13 protein-coding genes and 1 pseudogene are annotated in these 20,564 nt (G+C 38.0%); 11 read left to right on the top strand and 3 right to left on the bottom strand.

Annotated features, from left to right (window positions below; genetic code table 11):
* Positions 1–24: 24 nt before the first annotated feature.
* The 5 genes from BMSHG_RS17095 (at position 25) to BMSHG_RS17075 (ending at position 8,093) form a co-directional block, all read left to right on the top strand.
* Positions 25–1,035, top strand: coding sequence for an aliphatic sulfonate ABC transporter substrate-binding protein (locus tag BMSHG_RS17095; protein WP_019155682.1), 1,011 nt, complete (start codon positions 25–27; stop codon positions 1,033–1,035).
* Positions 1,036–1,367: 332 nt separating this feature from the next.
* Positions 1,368–2,327 (top strand): YeiH family protein, encoded by a 960-nt coding sequence (locus tag BMSHG_RS17090; protein ID WP_235776414.1) that lies wholly within the window; start codon positions 1,368–1,370, stop codon positions 2,325–2,327.
* 199 nt (positions 2,328–2,526) lie between these two features.
* Entirely contained in the window at positions 2,527–5,220 is a 2,694-nt protein-coding gene (locus BMSHG_RS17085; protein ID WP_019155680.1) for a response regulator, read from the top strand.
* 80 nt (positions 5,221–5,300) lie between these two features.
* Complete coding sequence (locus tag BMSHG_RS17080; RefSeq protein ID WP_019155679.1) at positions 5,301–6,140, top strand: CheR family methyltransferase; 840 nt, start codon at positions 5,301–5,303, stop codon at positions 6,138–6,140.
* 6 nt (positions 6,141–6,146) lie between these two features.
* Entirely contained in the window at positions 6,147–8,093 is a 1,947-nt protein-coding gene (locus BMSHG_RS17075) for a PAS domain S-box protein (protein WP_019155678.1), read from the top strand.
* Positions 8,094–8,372: 279 nt separating this feature from the next.
* Here the strand turns inward: BMSHG_RS17075 and BMSHG_RS26455 are convergent, their stop codons facing one another.
* Entirely contained in the window at positions 8,373–9,134 is a 762-nt protein-coding gene (locus tag BMSHG_RS26455; protein WP_019155677.1) for a DeoR/GlpR family DNA-binding transcription regulator, read from the bottom strand.
* 170 nt (positions 9,135–9,304) lie between these two features.
* Here BMSHG_RS26455 and BMSHG_RS17065 point away from each other — a divergent pair, with 170 nt between their 5' ends.
* The 6 genes from BMSHG_RS17065 to BMSHG_RS17040 all read left to right on the top strand — a co-directional run bounded on the left by BMSHG_RS17065 (position 9,305) and on the right by BMSHG_RS17040 (position 15,708).
* Complete coding sequence (locus BMSHG_RS17065) at positions 9,305–10,405, top strand: ABC transporter ATP-binding protein (RefSeq protein WP_019155676.1); 1,101 nt, start codon at positions 9,305–9,307, stop codon at positions 10,403–10,405.
* Entirely contained in the window at positions 10,398–11,270 is an 873-nt protein-coding gene (locus BMSHG_RS17060) for a carbohydrate ABC transporter permease (protein ID WP_019155675.1), read from the top strand. The genes BMSHG_RS17065 and BMSHG_RS17060 overlap by 8 nt, the downstream gene beginning before the upstream one ends.
* Before the next feature lie 53 nt (positions 11,271–11,323).
* Positions 11,324–12,124, top strand: coding sequence for a carbohydrate ABC transporter permease (locus BMSHG_RS17055; protein ID WP_213083604.1), 801 nt, complete (start codon positions 11,324–11,326; stop codon positions 12,122–12,124).
* 51 nt (positions 12,125–12,175) lie between these two features.
* Positions 12,176–13,498, top strand: coding sequence for an ABC transporter substrate-binding protein (locus BMSHG_RS17050; protein WP_019155673.1), 1,323 nt, complete (start codon positions 12,176–12,178; stop codon positions 13,496–13,498).
* A gap of 61 nt (positions 13,499–13,559) precedes the next feature.
* Positions 13,560–15,017, top strand: a complete 1,458-nt coding sequence (locus BMSHG_RS17045) for a CehA/McbA family metallohydrolase (RefSeq protein ID WP_019155672.1) — start codon at positions 13,560–13,562, stop codon at positions 15,015–15,017.
* Positions 14,983–15,708, top strand: a complete 726-nt coding sequence (locus BMSHG_RS17040) for an HAD family hydrolase (protein WP_019155671.1) — start codon at positions 14,983–14,985, stop codon at positions 15,706–15,708. The genes BMSHG_RS17045 and BMSHG_RS17040 overlap by 35 nt, the downstream gene beginning before the upstream one ends.
* Positions 15,709–15,849: 141 nt before the next feature.
* Here the strand turns inward: BMSHG_RS17040 and metH are convergent, their stop codons facing one another.
* On the bottom strand, positions 15,850–19,287 hold the full coding sequence (gene metH, locus BMSHG_RS17035) for a methionine synthase (protein WP_019155670.1): 3,438 nt from the start codon (positions 19,285–19,287) through the stop codon (positions 15,850–15,852).
* A pseudogene (locus BMSHG_RS26450) lies at positions 19,265–20,515 on the bottom strand (bifunctional homocysteine S-methyltransferase/methylenetetrahydrofolate reductase); the annotation flags it as partial. The gene metH and the pseudogene BMSHG_RS26450, both read right to left, overlap by 23 nt.
* Positions 20,516–20,564 lie beyond the last annotated feature (49 nt).

Genomic DNA, 20,564 nt, shown 5'->3' with positions numbered 1-20,564 from the left:
AAAAGTTTACTAGGAGGGGAAAAGATGAAAAAGAAATCACTATTAATATTTATGACGCTTATGTTATGTGTCGGTATTTTAGCAGGTTGTGGATCAAATTCTGCAAATGGAGCAAATGAAAAAGTGGTGATTGGTTATTTTCCGAATATTAACCACGTTCCAGCAATGATTGCGAAGGATAAGGGTTATTTTGAACAACAATTAGGCGATGGAACAACAGTAGAATATAAAACATTCGCTGATGGCGCAGCATTCATGACGGCCTTGAAAACAGGTGAGATTGATGCCGGGTTAGTAGGTCCAGGGCCAGCTATGAATAACTATTCAACAGGGGCTGATGTAAGAATCATTGCAGGAGCTTCAACTGGTGGGACTGTTGTTTTAGCCAGAGAGGGAAGTGGAATTACTTCACCAGAGGATCTTGCAGGAAAGACATTTATTACACCAGCTGTAGGATGCACACATGACGTCCAATATGAAACATATTTACAAGATCTCGGGATCACTTCTGAACGAATTGGTGGTACGATGAAGCATTTAACCGGAAATCCAGCACAATATTCAGCTATGCTTCAAGCTGGTAAAATTGATATTGCGGTTGCACCAGAACCTTGGGCAGCACAGATTCAAGTGGAAACAGGAGCAGAAGTGGTGATTCCGTGGAACGAAATTTCGTTTGGTGAAACATTACCAGCCTCTATCCTTGTAACAAGTGGCGACATGATTGAGAACCATAATGAAACGATTGAAAAAATCGTGGCAGCCCATAAAGAAGCTGTTACATTCATTGAAGAAAATCCTCAAGAAGCAAAAGAAATAACGATTAAGGATATTAAAGAAACAACAGGTCAAGAACTTGATCAAGAAGTTGTCGATCTTGCATGGGAGCGCATTGGCTTCACATATGAAGTAGATAAAGACGCTGTTCAAGCGTTTGCAGATAGCTCTTACACATTAAAGTTCTTAAAAGATCAGCCAAATTTCACTGAATTAATTGACGACCAATTTATTAACACGGCTACAGCAAGTCGTTAATAAACACAATTTAGATAAAAAAAGGGTGTTAAAGAAGCAAATTCTTTGATCCCCTTTTTTATGTGAATCAATTTCATAATCGTGCTTCTAAAGTTAAAAAACGAAAAAATGTAACGCTACACAATTTGATTATTAGAATTCCAGAGTGTGTTCGAGTGAATGATGCTAAAGCTGTTCGTTTTTTCATTTACCTTCGTTACATTGTGAAATCGACTCATATGCATGGAATTTACTAAGGACAGTGATTTATGGCGTCTATTTATAGAGGAGAAGTGGAAATTTTGCAAGGACAACAGGATAGGAACATAAAGTGGAAAAATAAGTTGAGTGGAATGACCCTCGTTGTGGTGATTGCCTTAGGTGCGAACTATTTGGGGAATCTCTTTCCTTTAATAGGGAGTATCCTTTTTGCCATTATCATTGGACTTATTATTCGAAATACGTGGGGAGTACCTATTAAGTTTGAAACAGGATTGAATTTTGTTATTTCTAAGGTATTGAAAATAGCTGTCATCTTTTTAGGTGTTAGTTTGAATTTAAATGCAATCGTTACAATTGGCCAACAGTCTTTACTTGTCGTTATCACCTCTGTGATATTAGGAATTGGTCTTACTTATTGGTTTGGGAGGCTATTAAAATTAGATCGAACACTCACTCTCATGATCGGAATCGGGACGAGCATTTGCGGGGCAACAGCAATTTCTTGTGTAAAAGGGGTATTAGAAGCGAAAGATGATGAAACGGCCTATGCTATTTCTACGATTGTCTTTTTTAATTTACTTGCTTTCTTTGTGTATCCATTCGTCGGACATATACTTCACTTTGATTCCATGTCCTTTGGCATTTGGGCTGGGACGGCCGTTCATGATACTTCTTCTGCCGTTGCCGTTGGATTTGCTTATAGCAACGAAGCTGGAAATGTAGCTACGACCGTAAAGCTGGCAAGAACATTGTTCCTTTTACCAGTAATTCTAATTTTGCCATCTCTCACGGGAAAACAAAATAAGGGGACTATCAAGCACTCCTTAAAATCAGCATTCCCTTGGTTTATTATGTGGTTCTTATTGATGAGTGTTTTAAATACATTAGGCTTATTTCCAACTTGGTTCCAAGGCTTAAGCAATGATGGAGCAAAATTTATGATCGTGATGGTCATGGCAGCTGTTGGGCTACAGGTCAATCTGAAAGGCTTTGCTAAACTTGGCTTCAAGCCATTTTTAACTGGTCTATTTGCCTCTACTGCAGTGTCTATAATTAGCTTAATATTGATTTTTTATATTATCTCGAATTGAGTATTGCGCTAGGGAGTCATATTCTTAGCGTTTTCTTTGTTCAGAAAAATGATAATTTTATACAAAATTCAACAATAACATATCAAATAATAGTTAAAATATGGTTTAATTTTTAATAAATAGGGAAAATAGTAGAATTGATAGTTTAGATAGAAAAAATGTACAATTAGAGAAAGAAAACACTAAAGGGGTTTAGGAAATGAAGTACACGACAAGATTATATGTTGGGTTTGGATTAATGATCTTAGTGTTAACGATGATTATCACCTTAATTGTGGGAATTCTTAACATTCAAAATCAAGATATGAACAATTTAGTAGAAGACCGTTATGAAAAAATTAAGCTACTCAACCATATTCGAACGGGAGCTAAAAATATTAATAATGAACTAAATATTCTTCTACAAAGCGATGCGACGACAAAAGATGACAGTATAGAGGATATTCGAACAGAAGTGATTAGTATCAATGACGAAATCAATGTATTAAAAGAGGTCATTCAAGTGCCAGAGGCGAAAGATTTATTAATGACGACGGTCTCGCAATTCGATACATATGAAAAGACAGTCGAGAAAATCATTTCTCAAATATTATACGATGAAAGGAACCAGGTACAAAGCATACATACAAATGCTAATGAACAATATCATCAAATTATTACGGTCATTGATCAGTTGATTGCTGTACAAGAAGGAATTATGGAGGATACTCTAGCAAGCTCAAAATCTAATTATCATCTCTTTATTAATGTTAGCATCGTGTCAATATTAGTAGCCTTAATTCTCAGCTATATGGTGTCTAAATGGGTGATTAGAGATATTAGGACACGTTTTCGCAGTATAAGAGATGTTATGAAAAGTATTCAATACGGTTCAGAGAATCTTCCACGCCTAGAAATGGATGGGAGAGATGAAATTGGGGAAATTGCTTTAGCCTATAATGAAATGGCGCAAGCACTCGAAGATCATGAACGGATGGAAAGAGAGTATACAGAAGAGGTCGAGGAACAAAATTGGTTATCTAAACGTCTAGCAGAACTATCAATGTTGTCGCAAGAAATATTGGATATTTTAAAATTAGGAGATACATATCTTCAAGAAATGGCGCCGATGGTAGATGCTACGTATGGTTCGTTATACATAGTAAAGGAAGAAGCATCAGAACATTATTTATCACAGGTATCTGTATATGCAGGTTCAGCAGCTGATCATATTACTGAAAAAGAAACAATTAAATGGGGAGAAGGATTAATCGGTCAATGTGCGAAAGATGGAAAAATCAAACAAATATACCATGTCCCAGAAGATTATGTTTCGATTTCATCAAGTCTTGGTGAGACAAAACCAAATTCGATTATGATTGTTCCTATTCATCTTGATGGAGATGTTGTTGGAGTGATAGAACTAGCAACACTTACGGAATTTTCACCACTGCAAGAGAAATTGATGATGGAAGCAACAAAGCAACTTGGAATCACGATTTATCGAATTAATCAACAAATGCAAGTAAGACAGCTATTAGAAGAAGCACAAACTTTAAACGAAGAATTGCAAAGTCAATCTGAGGAATTACAGTTACAACAAGAAGAATTGCGGACAATGAACGAAGAGCTTGAAGCACAATATCGACACTCTGAGCAAAAAACGAAAGATCTGGAGAATACAAAGCAAGAATTAGAAGAAAGAACGAAACAGCTTCAATTAAGTTCTAAATATAAATCAGAATTTTTGGCGAATATGTCACATGAATTAAGAACTCCATTAAATAGTTTATTGATTCTGGCTCAAATATTACAAGAAAACAAAGAGGGCAACTTAACGGATAAACAAGAGGAGTATGCTAGTACGATCTATGCATCAGGAAAAGATTTGCTCAATTTAATTAACGATATTCTCGATTTAACAAAAATTGAGTCGGGCAAATTGGATGTTCACGAAGTACCATTAAACATGAATGAGTTGGAACAATTTTTTAAGAAGCAGTTTGAGCCTATGGTAGAAAAGAAGGGAATTCAATTTGAAGTTGAAATTGATGAGGAGCTCCCGAATACATTTCATACAGATGAACAAAAGGTGTATCAAATTTTAAAGAATCTTATTTCGAATGCCATAAAATTTACGGAACGGGGATATGTCAAGCTTCAGGTGCAAAAAAAGACGGGGAATCGTGGTGAAACCTATATCTTATTTAAAGTATCTGATACTGGGGTTGGGATTTCAAAACAGAATCAACAGCTTATTTTCGAAGCCTTTCAACAGGCTGACGGAACAACAAGTCGTAAATATGGTGGTACCGGATTAGGGCTCTCAATAAGCAGAGAATTAGCTGCATTATTAAATGGCCATATAACGGTTGTGAGTGAAGAGGGAGAAGGGAGTGTGTTTACTTTTTATTTACCAATCTCTAATTTACGTGAAAAACAGGATGGAGAACGAGAGGTTGCCGTTACAGTTGAAGAAATGAATCCGCAGTTAATTATGGCTCCTACCCTTTTATCAGAGTCCGTTCAGGATCAATATCTAGTTGGAAAAAAGGTTCTCGTCGTTGATGACGATATGAGAAATGTCTTTTCACTTACTACGGCTCTAGAGGCGGTAGGAATGAAAGTCTCTTTTGCGGAAAATGGGAAAGATGGTATTCAATATTTACAAGAAAACGATGATGTCGATATTGTGTTAATGGATATTATGATGCCAGAAATGGATGGCTATGAAGCAATGCGGAAAATTCGAGAGGATGAGCGCTTTACTGATTTACCGATAGTTGCACTAACGGCAAAGGCGATGAGTCATGATCGGAAAAAATGTATTGATTCAGGTGCATCCGACTACATTACAAAGCCAGTTAATTTAGAGCAATTATATTCTTTATTAAAAGTATGGCTTTATAAATAGAGTATCGTTTTTTAAGGGACTGACAAAAGGTTATAAGATTAGTAGTCTCTTAAAAGACTTGCAAATGAAAGGTAGATAAAATGAATATCCAGCAGAGTGACAAGTTAGAAAGTATTGAAGTAAAACTGTTGCTAGAAGGAATATATCAATGTTATGGACTCGATTTTAGAGACTACGCAGCGACGTCGATTCGGAGAAGAATATTATATCGTATGAAAGTGGATAATATCAAAACCATTACACAGCTACTAGATAGAGTCTTGCATGATCCAAACATGATGGAGAAGCTCTATTTTGACTTCTCCATCAATGTCTCGGAGATGTTTCGCGACCCAAGTTTCTTCTTGATAATGAGGCGGAAGATTCTCCCTGAATTAGCTAAATATCCTCTAATCCGAATTTGGCATGCTGGATGTTCAACGGGTGAGGAAGTTTATTCAATGGCGATTTTGTTAAAAGAAGTAGGGCTTTTTGATAAGGCTAGAATCTATGCGACCGATATTAATGAAAAGGTATTGGATGTAGCGAAAAATGGCAAATTTCCGTTAAAGAAGATGCAAGAATATACAAATAACTATGTGAATTCAGGTGGAGTACAAGATTTTTCTGCTTATTATTCAGTTCAAAATGATTTTGCGAAGTTTGACACAGAATTATCCAAAAATATTACCTTTGCACAGCATAACTTAGTGACAGATGGCTCTTTTAACGAGTTTCATATGATCATCTGCCGAAATGTTCTAATTTATTTTAATAAATCATTACAAGAACGTGTCCATACATTATTTTTTCACAGTTTAAGTAGGAATGGATTCCTTGGTCTTGGAAGTCGAGAAGGACTATTAAGTAGAATGAAAGATATAACCTATCAAGTGATCGACCAAAAAGAAAAAATCTATCAAAAGGAAACAGGGGTGTGAGCGCATATGGAGGGTAAAGAAGTCAACATATTATTGGTAGATGATCGTCCGGAAAACTTATTAGCATTAGAAGCCGTGCTCAATTCACCTGATTATTGTCTTATCCAGGCTAATTCAGGCATGGAGGCCTTGAAATGGGTCCTTAAGAAAGAATTTGCTGTCATTTTGATGGATGTTCAGATGCCTGAACTTAACGGATTTGAAACTGCAAAAATGATTCGTGAACGAGAAAAGACAAAAGATGTCCCGATTATTTTTAATACGGCTTTAAGTCAAACGCTCGAAAATATTCTGTATGGATATTCAGTCGGTGCAATCGACTACATATTAAAACCTGTAGACCCAATCATTTTAAAATGTAAGGTTGATGGATTTGTTTCCATGTATTTACATAAGAAAAAAGTAATCGAACAGAATGCTGTGATTTCCATGAGAACAAAAGAATTAGAAACTGTTTCTGCTGAACTTCGAAAAAGAGAAGCAATGGCTCGTGCGGTAGGCGAGACTTCAATTGATACAATTGTTTCCTTTAATGAAGCGGGCGAAATTCTTTCTGTCAATCCTGCCGTAACGTCCATGTTTGGATATTCAAATCATGAACTGATTGGGGAGCGAGTGGATATTTTATTTGAATTTTCTATTGATGATGTTCCGAAAAGAGCTAATGTTGATACGATCGGTTTAAGAAAAAACAAGTCCGTCTTTCCAATTGAAATCCATCTTGCTGATGCTGCAGTTGAAAACGAAAAAATATATGTATGTACGATTCGAGATATTACGGAAAGAAAGCAGTATTTTGATCAGTTAGAGGGCTTAGTAGTGGAAAGGACGAAAGAGCTTTATAAAATGAATAAAAATCTTCATCGAGAAATAGATGAAAAGAAAGCTACTTTAAAAAAACTGTATGAAAGTGAGGAAAAATATCGTCTACTTGTCGAAAAAGCACCAGAGACTATTATCGTTAGAAAGGTGAAGAGTGACAAAATTACGTTTATTAATGAGACGGGTGTCCAGTTATTAAAAGCCAAATCCAAAGATGATATTATTGGGATGAGTATGTATGATTTAATTCATACTTCTTATCATGATCGAGCAAAACGGATTTTTAGAGATTTACAAGAGGGGTTACCAGTACTTCCATATGAAGAGAAATTTATATGCTTGAATGGTGAAATTATTGATATTCAGGTGAAGATTATACCGTTCGTTTATGGGGGAGAGGAATCTTTACATATTGTTATTCGAGACATAACTGAAATCAAACGCAATCAGGAATTTATACAGCAAACGGAAAAGTTAAGTGTAGTTGGAGAACTTGCAGCAGGAATTGCACATGAAATTCGTAATCCTTTAACTAGTTTAAAAGGTTTTACTCAATTACTCGATCATGAATTTTCTACTGAAAGTGGTTATGTGGATATTATGATATCCGAAATTGAACGGATCAACACCATCGTTGGTGAACTACTTCTATTAGCAAAGCCAACACAGGATGAATTTAGACAGGTATGTTTAGAGGATTTGTTAGAAAATGTGCAAATGCTTATGAGCGCCCAGGCTAATTTACATGGTGTTGTGATCGAGCAAAGCCACGCCCAACCAATTCAACATCTTCGTTTTAACGGTGTCGAGAATAAAATTAAGCAAGTTTTTATAAATATTATAAAAAATGCGATTGAAGCAATGGAAAGCGGCGGGAAGATCACTTTAGAAACGACAAAAGTTGATTCAAACATTTTAATTGCCTTTCACGATACAGGTTCCGGTATCCCTTCCCATGTATTACATAAAATTGGCAATCCTTTTTATACGACAAAAGAAAAAGGAACTGGACTCGGGTTAATGATTTCAAAAAGTATTATTGAAAGTCATGAAGGAGAATTAAGAATTAATAGTGTTCTAGGCGAAGGAACTACAGTAGAGGTGTTACTTCCAGTTTGTGAGTCACTTTAGGAGCCAGAGAGCAATTGAAAGAATCTCCTCATCTCATTTAGCTCGTAATGTCTTAAATTGATGTTCGGTGGGAATGAAGCTGAAAGACTTCAACTGTAGAAATTGGTCTAAATAAGTGAGAAAGTCAAGAGCTGCAGTAAGCGTGAACGTATACATATATATGAATCGAGCTGATTTAAATGAAAAGCTGACTCCAAATATAAAGGAGGCAGCTTTTTTAATATGGCTCTATTCTTAATCTTTTTTTGTTTGAATCACTAAATTCGTTTGAAACTGCTTTTAATAATATAATGGATATTTATTTTTCTCAAAAAATAGTATCGTCTCTTTGTCTACCTCCTCGTCTGTGACGACGCCACTTACTTCCTTAGCATGACAGATTTTGATCATTGCGTGCTGACCGAATTTATGATGATCGGCTACTGCATAAATTTGATTGGCATTGCGAAACATCGCAGTCTTTACCTCATACTCTTCAAAACCATAATCCATGAAACCAAGTTCGGGCGTGAATCCGGATACACTCATGAAAAAGGTATCGATTTGGAAGCGTTCAATATATTGGATCGCAGAGGCGCCGCCGATAAAAAGCTCCCCATTGTTTATTTCTCCGCCGGGAAGTAGAACTTTCCATTGCGTATTCAGAGCCATCTGCTGCGCATTGAGCAGGTCGTTTGTTAAAACAGTTAGTTGTTTAAAATGGTTCATTAACTCCTGAACGATTGTGAGGTTTGTTGTGCTCGCATCAAAGGCGATGAAGTCACCTTCATTTACCAGCGACACACAGTTTCTTGCAAGATTTTGTTTTTCTTTTATATGGACCGTTTTTCGTTCAATAAAGTTCTTGGCCTGGGTATTCTTTTTGATGGCAATTGCCCCGCCATATACTCTTTTTAAGAATTGATCCGCTTCTAGTTCCTCCAAATCTCGCCGAATTGTTTCCATGGACACGTTAAATGTCTCACTTAAATGCTTTACTTGGACCGTTTTGTGTTTATGCAGTTCCTCAAGGATGAACTTAAATCTCTCATTTTTTTTCAAAAGACCAACTCCTTATAGCATATTTTATATGAATCATGTGGGATTGGAAAGAAAAATGTGGGTTTTGTGTGATTTGTTTACATAAACACAATATAAAGTTATCGAATCCTACATAAAAACAGATTTTTCATGTGGTATTCTGAAAAAGGATTAAGAAGGGGAGTGAGAATATGCCCATAATCGAATTGAATAATATTTCGAAAAGCTATGATCATCATTCGAATGTCATCGACGATTTCAATTTATCAATTGAACAAGGTGAGTTTGTTGTCTTCCTTGGTCCGTCTGGCTGTGGAAAATCAACAACATTACGAATGATTGCGGGGCTTGAAACGATTACAAATGGGGATTTAATGATTAAAGGAAAGCGCCAGAATGATATTCCAGCAAAAAATCGCGATATCGCTATGGTCTTTCAAAGTTATGCACTTTATCCACATATGACTGTTTTTGATAACATCGGCTTCGGATTAAGGGTGCGAAAAGTAAAAAAAACCCTCATTAAGGAAAAAGTCGAACGAGCAGCAGCGCTATTGAATTTGACTCCTTATTTAAAAAGGAAACCGAAGGATTTATCTGGTGGTCAAATGCAAAGGGTCGCATTAGGAAGGGCGCTCGTTCGTGATACAGATATTTTCCTCATGGACGAGCCATTATCCAATTTGGATGCAAAGCTTCGTTCAATAATGCGTGAAGAGTTAGTCCAATTGCATAGAAAATTAGGAGCGACGACCATTTTTGTCACGCATGATCAAACAGAAGCGATGACGATGGGGGATAAAATTGTGATATTAAACAACGGTAAAGTACAGCAAATTGGTAAGCCAACAGAGATTTACCATTATCCGAAGAATCTTTTTGTCGCAAGCTTTATCGGTGCACCAGCAATGAATTTACTGGCGCTGAAAAAGGAATCAACTCACTTTGTTTTTGCGAGCGATATAGTGGAGACCCCTGATTTCACGAAAGAACTAGATGAACTTATTTTGGGAATTCGCCCTGAAGACTGTCACATCTCAACAATAGAAGGTTATCCTTTTGAGATTACTTTTATCGAAGAAATGGGCTCAGACCAATTTATTCACGGGATTTCAGCGGGCCAGAAGGTGATTATCAGAGAAGTGCCAGATAAAAAGTTTCAAATTGGCGAACAAGTTTTCTTTGCAATCAATCCTAGAAAAATCAGCTGGTTTGACAAAGAGACAGGTGAACGCCTGCGTCTCAAAATGGAAAAAAATCAGAGTGAACAATTGAGGGTAAATCATGGATAATAAAGCAACGATCTGGCAGATTCTTCTTTATGTGTTGATTCCATTGATTCCACTCGTTATCTTTTGGATCCTTCCATTAATCGTTTCCGTCTGGCTGAGCTTTACAAATTGGGATTATATCAGTCCAACCTATGAATATGTAGGAATAAGCAATTATACGAACATTCTTTCAGACAAAGCGTTTCTGCAAGCATTAGTAAATACGATCTTTTTTGCTCTTGCAACGGTTGTGCCGATTTTGTTTTTTGGCTTTGTTTTTGCCGTGATGTTGAACCGGCTGAGACGAAACGTTACGTTTCTTCAAGGGATTATGTTTGCCCCTTGGATTACACCGATGATCGGAATGTCGATCGTTTGGTCTTGGATGTTTGATCCCCGAATCGGACCAATCAATCAATTTATTGGAATGCTCGGACTAACGGAACCGAAATGGTTGACAGATTCTGATATGGCAATGTGGGCTGTTATCATTGTGACCATTTGGAAAAATATCGGCTGGGCAATTTTATTTTTCTCTGATGCCTTGTCTAAAATTCCAAAAGGATTATTTGAAGTGGCTGATGTCGAAGGCGCAAGCTGGTGGTATCGAGTTCGAGACGTATTGATTCCACTTGTTTCACCGACAACATTATTTTTATTTATCATTTTAACATTGGACTCTTTGCAAGCTTATGACCAAATCAATGTTCTAACTCAAGGCGGACCAGCTGGTAGTACTAGAACTTTATTGTATTTATATTATGAAATGGCTTTCCAGCAATTTAATATGGGAGCAGCGACCGCAGTTGCTGTTTTAATTCTGATTATTTCCGCTCTTCTGGCATTCATCTCAATGAAGATATCGAAAAAATATGTATTTTACTAAGGGGGGGAAAAAGAATGCTTAAAGCAAATCGATTCGAAAAGCTGAGCTTATTTTTGATCCTTTTAGTAATCGGACTCTTTATGGTCTATCCGATGGTCTGGATGCTCCTTAGCTCATTAAAAACGACAGAAGAAGTGTTGGGCAGCACGATGACATTTTTGCCAAGCAATCCGCAATGGTTGAATTTCGCTGGAGCACTAGAAATGGCGCCATTCTTGCGTTATATCTGGAACAGTTTTTCAACAGCCTTCATCATTGTCTTGATGCAGCTGTTCCTATCCAGCTTGTTAGCGTATTCGTTAACGCAAATGGAATTTAAAGGGCGCAACTCGCTTTTTATGGTGATTTTATGTACGTATATGTTACCAGCGGCAGCGACTTATGTTCCGAGTTATGTGATAATTTCAAGGCTGGGCTTGATGGATTCTCTTTCGGGAATTGTTGTATCCAACCTTGTCAACGTATTTACGATTTTTCTACTGAGACAGAATTTCCTGAAAGTGCCGCGAGAATTAATTGAAGCAGCTCGTGCTGATGGATCCTCTGACTGGACGATTCTTTGGAGAATTGTCGTGCCGATGTCAAAGAATGCGATCATTAATGCTTCAATTCTCAGCTTTATCGGCAATTTTAATAATTATTTATGGCCTTCATTAATTACAAATAGTCAAGAAAATTACTTGATTTCTGTTGGACTTAATCGTTTTTTTAACAGTCAAGGGGCGTTTCGCGATACATTTCCGCTCATTATGGCAGCGACTGTCATCTCAGTTCTGCCATTATTGCTGGTGTATTTCCTTTTACAAAAATACTTTATTGGAGCAGTTAGTTCCTCAGCGGGGGTGAAGGGCTAGATTAGGTCATTTATAAATAAAAACTCTATTAAAAAAGGAGAATAAAACGCTATGAAAAAATTAAGTCTAATCACAATTATCATGCTTTTGATTTCTTTACTAGCTGCTTGTTCTAGTGGTGGATCAAGCAATTCGGCATCGACTGAAGATAATACAGGTGGAGCTAATCATGAAGAAGCAGTAGAAATTGAATTTTGGTATGGTTTAGGATCTGTCGCTGGAGAAACGATGGAGTCGATTATTGCAGATTTTAACGCTTCCCAGGACGAAGTTGTTGTCAAAGGTATCCAACAAGCCGATTACAGTGAAACATGGCAGAAAGTTCAAGCAGCTATAGCTGCGAAGAATGCCCCAGCTGTGTTTATTGCGGATGTAGGGATTGCTAATGCATATGGCGGGGAAGAAGGCATTTTGCAATCATTAGATGAGTACATGGATGCTGCCGATTTTAATAAAGAAGATTTACTCCCAGTCTTTACTGAGCCAAATATTGTGGATGGAAAAACGTATGCTCTTCCAGCGTATGGGACAACACAAATTATGTATTTTAATAAAAATGTGTTTGAAGCAGCTGGTGTAAATCCAGATGATGCTTTTGCTTCATGGGAAAAATTAGCCGAAAGTTCAAAAGTAATACAAGAAAACTCAGATGCTGAATTTGGTCATATGATTATGTGGGGTTCTGGAAATTTAGTTGATTTAGCCTTGAGCAATGGTGGTCAAATGGTAAGTAATGATGGTAAAGAAGTAGTCATTAATTCTCCTGAATGGGTTGAGGCATGGGAATTTGCCCGTAAAAATATTCACGAAGAGAAAACAATGGGGCTTATTTCAGGCGGACAAGGTTGGGAGTATTGGTATAAAACAATTGACCAAGTCATGAATGGAAATGCTGGCGGCTATACAGGTTCTTCTGGTGACCGTGGAGACTTAGATTTCTCCTTTATTGATGCTAGAGAGCAGCCAGGACTGAGTGGTAATATCGGTAAACCGATGGCTGGCGCATTAAGTATGCTAATCCCAAAAGGGAAAGAACAAGCTGAAAAAGATGCAGCCTTTAAATGGATGCAATATTTTACAAGTCCTGAAGTTCAAGCACAATGGTCGATGAAAATTGGTTATATTCCTGTCCGTGAATCAACGATGGAGGTAGCTGAATACAAAAAGCATGTAGAAGAAAATCCTTATGCAGGCATTCCTTATAAGCAAGCCTTGCATGCTTCACCTAGCTTTATTGATCCAACAGGCGGCAAAATTACAGATGCGTTGACGATTGCTGCAGATAAAGTGGAATTACAAAATGTTCCTGCAAAAGAGGCGTTAGATGAAGCACAAGAGGTCGCACAAGATGCATTAGATGAAGTCAATAAATAAGACAGATTCATAAGGAGAGATGTATCTATCTCTCCTTCATTCGAATAGGAGGGAATATTGAATGAAAAGTTCTATTATCATCCCGATTAAACCATTTCCTGTTAAATTGGATCAAACTATCGATAAAAATAAATTGAAAGAAAATGTGATTTATAGAATGAGTTTTGAAGTCGATAAACGATATGAACAGTTAGTGATTACTTTTCAGGGAGAGAAGATCAGGTGGTTTACATGTAATGTTTATCATCAAAATGAAGTGCGTGGACAAGCGTTGCAAACGATGAAAAAACCGATGGAGACCATTTGCATAGGAAGTGAAGAGAAGTATAATTGTGCAACATCAGTACCAGGAATGATTATGCCTGGTTTTTGGGAAGTAGAATTCGAAATTATCCCTGATGAGAACGAAACGATTGAGTTAGAAGTACATTATGAGTTACGTGAACGTGGAGAAGTATCACATGATTATTTGGAAAACCAGCGTTGTATTTATGGCCCACTTAAGCAGGTGTACACAACTAAAAAATGGTATAAAGGCGATTTCCACACTCATACTCATTATAGTGATGGAGCGATGACAAGAGAACGTAATTTAGAGAGTGCTAAAAATCAAAAACTGGATTTCTTCGTGGCTACCGATCATAATCTAGTAACCCATTATTGGCCAAACGAAGGGGAAGTAGTGCCTTTTCCAGGGACTGAATTGACCGCGCCTGGTGGCCATGGAAATTTTCTATTTGTTGAACAACCACTCTTTCGAAATGGTAGTTTAAGTGATATGTACTCTGAAGAAGGAATGAATAGAATTATTGAATGCAATTTACACAATGGAATATTTTCTATCAATCATCCATTTTTGTCGCCATGGGCATGGTTAATGCGTGATACGAAATTGGATATGGTCACTTCATTAGAAATTTGTAACGATCCTACCTATTCAGATAATTGTTTAGCGACAGAAAAGGCACTAACTTTTTGGTCTGTCTTATTGAATGATGGCTACCAGATCACGGGCATCGGCGGCTCTGATAGTCATTTATTGCCTGAAGAGAAGTATCCAGAAGCAACCGAACCTTCTCTGATCGGGGATCCAAGCACGTATATTTATGCGGAAGGTTTATCAGCAGATGCCTTAAAGGCTGGAATTCAAGCAGGGCATGCAGTGTTAAGCAGGGATGGATTTATTGATATTAAAGTAAGGGGAGAAGAGCTACTACCAGGAGATATGCTACTGAAAGGAACTGGTGTCTTGGAAGTTTTGTTAGAACGAGAGGAGCCTACGAAAATTCAGTGGGTCATAGATGGCAAAATTGTCAAAGTGGAAGAAGGAAATGGAGCGAGCTATGAATATCAGTTTGAAGATGGAAGCTATCATTGGATTAGAGTCGATATCCGAGATACTGAAGATCGCTTTATCGGAACAACGAACCCCTTTTATTGGGGAATGAAACAAACATCATTACAAACATGGGGAGAAGCACTGGATGAATGGAATCGACAAAAAAGCAATACTCTTTGATAAAGATGGCACTTTGATCGAATACAATTCGATTTGGCCAGATGCAACACGGGCAATGATTCCCCGTTTTCGCATGCAGTTCGATGTGCAAGAAGAAATAGACGACGAAGAACTATTGCAAAGACTTGGAGTTGGCGAGGACAAAGTAAAGGATTGTACGGCAATAGCTTCAGGCACGTCTTATGATATTGCAGAAGTGCTAAAACAAGCATTAAAAAATAGCGATCAGGATACACTTCGTTTTGTTCGTGAGTATTTTTATCAATATACAATTGAAAACAATAAGGAAATTAAAGCCATAGGAGATGTCAAAACATTATTTACTCGTTTAAAGAAAGCAGATATACGAATCGGAATTGTGACAGCAGATGATTATGATTCTACGCTATTCGCCCTTAAGCAGTTAAAAGTGGATGAGTTAGTTGAGTTTATTGCCACGGGTGATCGCTATGAAGCAAAACCCGCTATGGAAGCAATCGAAGCCTTTTCTGTTGCCATCAAGATCCCGCGCGATCAAATTCTTTTCATCGGAGATTCAATTATTGATATGCAGTTTGCCCGCCATTGCCGTAAAGGAATTGCTGTCTTATCGGGTGTCGGTGAGGAAGGAGAACTACTTCAATATACTGATGCAATCTATCCGACAATACACGAAATCCCATATGAACAATTTCTAGAGAGGAAATGTTAAGAGATTTATGTGGGGATTCTTTTACTCGTGCATGTCATCCATCGCATTTAACACAGAAGTGTCATAACGAAAAAAAGCGTACTTTCCATTCGTAATAAGGAGAAAGCCAGAGAAACAGCAGGTTCTCTGGCTTTGTTTACCTTATAAGACATTGAAATACCTTGCTTCTGGATGAGCAAATACGATTGCCGTAACAGATGCCTCTGGCTCCATCATAAAGCCTTCTGTTAGGTGGATTCCAATATCAGTTGGTTGTATCAGTTTGAATAGTTTACTTTGATCCTCTAAATCAGGACAAGCTGGATAACCAAATGAAAAACGCTGTCCTTGATATTTTGCCGAAAAACGTTCTTGCATCCTCATGCTCGCCGGATCTGGAAATCCCCACGCATCTCTCATTTGCCGATGGATCAATTCTGCAAATCCTTCAGCAGATTCTAGAGCAAGTGCCTGTAGGGCGTGGGACTCTAAAAATTTCCCAGCTGTTTTAAGTTTTTCTGCTTGCTCTCGGATACCTCTCCCAGCTGTTACCGCAAAAAAACCAACATAGTCGACTTCACCTGATCCTACTGACTTGATGTAGTCGGCAAGACATAGGAAAGATCCTTTATTTTGTCGAGGAAATTCAAATGTCTCAAGGATTTGTGAATGATCATTAGGGTCGTAAATATAGATCCGGTTTTCATCAGATTGAGCAGGAAAAAATTGATAGACTGCAGTATGTTTGATCCAGTTGTTCTCTTTTGCTTCAACAATGAGACGGTTGACCATATCATTTACTTTATGTGCTTTCTCATCGTTGGCTGCCAATAGCTTTTCAATTTTTCCTTTTACCCCAAGGTGGTGCCCAATTAACATTTGTCTATTGATATAAGGTTCTATATGATCTAATGAATAGGACTTCAATATATGTTTTTTTAAGTCTCGTGGAACATGAACTGGAACGGTTGTCGAAACTTTTGGTTTCTCGAGCACTGCCGTTGTTGCAGGTCGTTCATAAGCAATGGAAACGGCCTCTTTTAACTTTTCATTTTTTTCATTTATAAGATGTTGCCGATCTTCTTGGTTCTGAATTTGATCGGCAAGTGCTAAACCATTCATGGCATCTTTAGCATATAGAACAAGCCCATCATATTCTTTCGAGATCTTTGTATCAGTAAACTTTCTCGAAAGTGCCGCTCCACCAACTAAAATCGGAACATCAATTCCAGCTTGCTTCAGGTCATGGGCTGTTATTACCATTTGCTGAGCAGACTTTACGAGCAGTCCAGATAATCCCACCATATCAGGTTTTTCATTTTTAACAGCTTCAATCAATGTAGTAGGGGCTACTTTAATGCCAAGATCGATAACCTCATAACCGTTATTACTCAAAATAATATCCACGAGGTTTTTTCCAATATCATGAACGTCTCCTTTAACGGTCGCTAAAATAATTTTTCCTTTATTTGAGCTTGTATCACTTTTCTCCATAAATGGCTCTAAGTGTGAGACCGCTGCTTTCATAACCTCAGCACTCTGCAATACTTCTGCAACAATTAGCTCATTATTATTGAAGAGGCGGCCAACTTCCTTCATCCCGTCCATTAAAGGGCCATTAATAATTTCAAGTGGGCTAGAAAAGACGTTTAAAGCAACATCTAAATCCTGTATTAATCCTTCTTTTGTTCCTTCGATCACATAATAAGCTAATCTTTCCTCAAGCGTCATATCAGGAATGGAGCTCTTCGCTTCTTTTTTCTTATCACGATAGAATTCTGTGAAAGTGGCTAAAGAATCTTTGGTTGTTTCAAATAGCAGTTTTTCGGCCATTGCGACTTCTTCCTTTGAGATAGAAGCAAATCGTTCTAGCTTTTCTGTATTGACAATTGCATAATCAAGACCTGCCTGTGTGCAATGATAAAGGAATACAGAATTTAAGATTTCTCTCCCAACAGGTGGCAACCCGAAAGAAACATTGCTGATTCCTAAGATCGTTAACGTTTTTGGAAATTCCTTTTTAATCAAACGTATCCCGTCAACCGTTGCTTTAGCAGAGCCGATATATTGTTCATCACCAGTACCCACTGGGAAAACAAGCGGGTCAAAAATGATGTCTTGTGGTGTAATATTATATTTATGAACAAGGAGATCATAAGATCGTCTCGCAATTTCAAGTTTTCTTTCTGCCGTGACGCCCATCCCTTTTTCATCAATTGTTCCGACAACAACTGCTGCGCCAAAACGATGAATAAGGTGGGAGATTGATGCAAACCGTTCTTCGCCATCTTCTAGATTAATCGAGTTGATTATCGCTTTTCCTTGTGAATAGGAAAGGGCTTTTTCGATGACTTTCTCATCAGTTGAATCAATGACAAGTGGTGCTTTAATCTTTTTCGTTACTTCTTTTAAAAAGTTTTCCACGTCCTCTAGTTCATCTCGGTCAGGGTCGGCCAAGCAAATATCAATGACATGGGCTCCGCCCTTTACTTGAGCACGAGCAATCTCAGCGGCTTCTTCAAACTTTCCTTCAGAAATAAGGCGTTTGAATTTTCGGGAACCGATCACATTCGTTCTTTCGCCGACCATAATTGGACGGAGGGTAGGATCATCGTAAATAAATGGCTCGATCCCTGACACCATATGATGATTTTGAACGCTAGACTTTCGTGGTGGATATTGCTTCATTTCCTCAGCAATCGCTTTAATATGTTCCGGTGTTGTCCCACAACATCCACCGACAATATTAAGCCAGCCTTCTGCTGCAAAGCCTCCTAACTTTTTTGCTAATGATGCAGGAGTTTCGTGATAGTTTCCTTCTTCATCTGGCAGTCCCGCATTGGGATAGCAACTAACAGCTACCGTTGACAACTGAGAAAGGGAACGGATATGGTCCTGCATAAATTCTGGTCCAGTAGCACAATTTAAGCCGACTGCTAGAGGTCTCATATGTTCAACAGAGATATAAAACGCTTCAATAGACTGCCCAGCCAAAGTTGTCCCCATCGGCTCTATCGTTCCAGATAGAATAATCGGAAGTTTAATCTCTCTTTTTTTAAAGGCTTCATCGATCCCTAGAAAACCAGCTTTTACATTTAAGAGATCTTGACTTGTTTCGAGAAGAAGGAGGTCAACACCGCCATCAATTAAACCAAGCGCTTGCTCTTCATACGATTGTTGGAGTTTCTCAAAGGTAGTGCCCCCCGTAACAGATAGTGTCTTGGTAGTTGGTCCCATTGATCCTGCAACAAATCGAGGCCAGTCTTGTGTAGACATCTGCTTGACTGCTTTTTTGGCAATGAAGGCTGCACGTTTATTTAGTTCATAAGCCTTATGTCCGATATCGTACTCATCTAGCACAATTTCTGTTGCGCCAAATGTATTGGTTTCAATAATATCTGCACCAGCTTGTAAATATTGTAAATGGATGGATTCAATCACATCAGGGCGGGTAAGATTTAATAGTTCATTACAACCTTCGAATTCCTCACCGCCAAAATCCTCAGCTGTTAAGTTTGCTTGCTGAAGCATCGTACCCATTGCACCGTCCATGATGAGAATTTTTTCACTTAATTTTTCAGTTAGTAATGCTTTCGACATCTTGCTTCCTCCTCATAATCCTGTTGCTACATTCATTTGCATAGCGAGCAAGCTCAACCGTCAATTCATAGCGCAGAAAGGGGGTAATTAAATAGATTCCATTAAATAATTCAGCAGCTGCATCAATGAGGTTTTTTGTAATTGTGATCCCTTCACGCGCAGATTGGATCGGATCGTTTTGTAGAGAAGCCATTGTATCGCGAATCGTTTGAGATATTTTAATCCCGGGTACCTCATTATGGAGAAACTCTGTGTTTTTACTACTTGTCAGAGGCATGAACCCAATGTAAATCGGTGTATCCAAATGTTTTGTTGCTTCATGAACTTCAAGTAATTTTTCCTCTGAATAAATAGGTTGGGTAATAAAATAATCTGCACCATATTTGATTTTCTTTTCCATACGTATCACGGCTTTTTCAACAGAACGAACATTAGGATTAAAGGCAGCTGCAACTGAAAATTCTCCTTTTTGCCCAAGGTCTTTTCCTGATGTCGATAATCCTTCATTGAACTGCTTAATCATTTGAATTAGTTCAAATGAAGAGACGTCATAAACGGAAGATGCCCCTGGAAAGTCGCCTACACGCGCTGGATCACCCGTAATCGCAAGGACATCATATAACCCTAGTGTATGTAATCCCATTAAATGAGACTGCAGGCCGATTATATTGCGGTCTCGACAGGTGATATGCACTAGTGGCCGCAAGCCAACTTTAGTTTTCATTAGGTATCCGAGGGCTGAGTTCTCAATTCGTGGGGAGGCGAGTGAGTTATCTGCCAATGTTATGGAGTCAATCCCTGCTTCCTTTAATGCCTTTGCCCCTTGAAAAAATTTATCGGTATGAAGTTTTCTTGGTGGGTCTAATTCAACAATAACAGAATGTCTTTCCTTTGCAATCGTTTGAAGTGGAACATCTTCTCTTTTGCTCGGAGCATAGTCGACTTTAATGGCAGTCTTTTTATTTTTTAATTTCTTTTCTGTGATCGGTGTTACACCTTTTAATTCAGCGGCAAAAGAATGAATATGAGCAGGGGTGGTTCCACAACATCCACCGAGTAGTCGCACTCCTTGTTCACGGAATGCTTTTGCGGAACTCTTGAAATAATCTGCATCGCCTTCATAATGGAATTTCCCATCTGTATAAGTTGGGAGGCTTGCGTTAGGAAAAGCCGATAAAAATGCTGAATCTGGAATTTGTATTTCTTCCAAACTTTTGATCATATGGTATCCCTTGTTCTGGAGGCAAATTATAGCCAAATATATCTAGCCACCCTGC

The organism is Robertmurraya massiliosenegalensis JC6 (assembly GCF_000311725.1).
Lineage (GTDB): Bacteria > Bacillota > Bacilli > Bacillales > Cytobacillaceae > Robertmurraya > Robertmurraya massiliosenegalensis.
Note: the sequence above shows the minus strand (reverse complement) of the source record. Positions and strands in the feature narration are given on the sequence as shown.

What these genes read in the sequence shown, in the direction of transcription:
- metH (WP_019155670.1), bottom strand. Translation starts at nt 19,287, where the DNA reads ATGTCGAAAGCATTACTAACTGAAAAATTAAGTGAAAAAATTCTCATC.
- BMSHG_RS17060 (WP_019155675.1), top strand. Translation starts at nt 10,398, where the DNA reads ATGGATAATAAAGCAACGATCTGGCAGATTCTTCTTTATGTGTTGATT.
- BMSHG_RS17050 (WP_019155673.1), top strand. Translation starts at nt 12,176, where the DNA reads ATGAAAAAATTAAGTCTAATCACAATTATCATGCTTTTGATTTCTTTA.
- BMSHG_RS17040 (WP_019155671.1), top strand. Translation starts at nt 14,983, where the DNA reads ATGAATGGAATCGACAAAAAAGCAATACTCTTTGATAAAGATGGCACT.
- BMSHG_RS17080 (WP_019155679.1), top strand. Translation starts at nt 5,301, where the DNA reads ATGAATATCCAGCAGAGTGACAAGTTAGAAAGTATTGAAGTAAAACTG.
- BMSHG_RS17045 (WP_019155672.1), top strand. Translation starts at nt 13,560, where the DNA reads ATGAAAAGTTCTATTATCATCCCGATTAAACCATTTCCTGTTAAATTG.
- BMSHG_RS17090 (WP_235776414.1), top strand. Translation starts at nt 1,368, where the DNA reads ATGACCCTCGTTGTGGTGATTGCCTTAGGTGCGAACTATTTGGGGAAT.
- BMSHG_RS17095 (WP_019155682.1), top strand. Translation starts at nt 25, where the DNA reads ATGAAAAAGAAATCACTATTAATATTTATGACGCTTATGTTATGTGTC.
- BMSHG_RS17065 (WP_019155676.1), top strand. Translation starts at nt 9,305, where the DNA reads ATGCCCATAATCGAATTGAATAATATTTCGAAAAGCTATGATCATCAT.
- BMSHG_RS17075 (WP_019155678.1), top strand. Translation starts at nt 6,147, where the DNA reads ATGGAGGGTAAAGAAGTCAACATATTATTGGTAGATGATCGTCCGGAA.
- BMSHG_RS17085 (WP_019155680.1), top strand. Translation starts at nt 2,527, where the DNA reads ATGAAGTACACGACAAGATTATATGTTGGGTTTGGATTAATGATCTTA.